This is a genomic window from Methylobacterium indicum (genome assembly GCF_001043895.1).
Classification (GTDB): domain Bacteria; phylum Pseudomonadota; class Alphaproteobacteria; order Rhizobiales; family Beijerinckiaceae; genus Methylobacterium; species Methylobacterium indicum.
In genome coordinates this window covers 1-893 of record NZ_JTHF01000102.1, presented here as the reverse complement: position 1 = coordinate 893, position 893 = coordinate 1, and the positions used below count along the sequence as shown (strand labels likewise).

General features: G+C 67.5%; 1 protein-coding gene. It reads left to right on the top strand.

Annotated features, from left to right (window positions below; genetic code table 11):
• Window positions 1-55: 55 nt before the first annotated feature.
• The gene (locus QR78_RS12215) at window positions 56-880 is read left to right on the top strand and encodes an IS5 family transposase (RefSeq protein WP_048427798.1); all 825 of its coding nucleotides are present in this window, start codon (window positions 56-58) and stop codon (window positions 878-880) included.
• The last annotated feature ends 13 nt before the right edge of the window (window positions 881-893 follow it).

Here is an 893-nt window from a genome sequence, read left to right as displayed (position 1 = left end):
AGAGCCTGTTTGACTGATTGCGGCAGTCGCGCGTTGCTATCGGCAGGAGGAGCCGATGTGGACGCCAGCTGATCGCGATCTCTACAAGGACGACGGGCGTCGCTACCCGAGCGACCTGACCGACGCGCAATGGGCGCTGATCGCGCCCATGCTGTCGAGCTACGACCCGCTCAAGGTCGACCTGCGCGAGATGGTCAACGCCTGCCTTTACCTCGAGAAAACCGGCTGCCCGTGGCGGTATCTGCCGAGCGACTTCGGGTCGTGGGCGACGGTGCGCACCTGGCACGACCGCTTCCGCGCCGATGGGATCTGGTCGGAGGTCGCTGCCCTGCTGACGCGGGCGGTACGTCGCCAGCGCGGCCGACCCGCCGAGCCCGCGACGGTGATCCTCGACTCGCAGAGTGTCGTGTCGGGCCCGCAGGCGGGGATCCGCGGCACCGACGGCAAGAAGAAGGTGCGGGGCATCAAACGCCACGTGCTGACGTGCTCGCGCGGCTTTGTCCTGGCCGCGGTGGTGACGGCGGCCAACGTCCACGACACGCAAGCCGCGGGCTGGGTGCTGGATCGTGCCGCGGAGGCGGGCTGGGCGCCGGTGCGAGTGAAGGCGGATGGGATCTATACGGGAGCGCGGATGGAGGAGGCGGCTGCCCGCCACGGTGTGGAGATACAGGTTTCCACCCGTGAGGCGCAGGCCAAGGGCTTCCAGCCGCTGCCGCTTCGCTGGCGCATCGAGGCGACCTTCGGCACGCTCTCGACCCGCTATCGCCGCCTGACCCGCCACTGGGAGCACAGCCCAGTGGCAGCCGAAGACGGCATCAGTATCGCCAACTGCCACAGGCTCATGCAGGCCTATCAGCGACACCAATACAGGTATTCATAGTCAAACAGGCTCT

Excerpts from the sequence above, each read along its gene's own strand:
- QR78_RS12215 (WP_048427798.1), top strand. The coding sequence starts at position 56 with ATGTGGACGCCAGCTGATCGCGATCTCTACAAGGACGACGGGCGTCGC.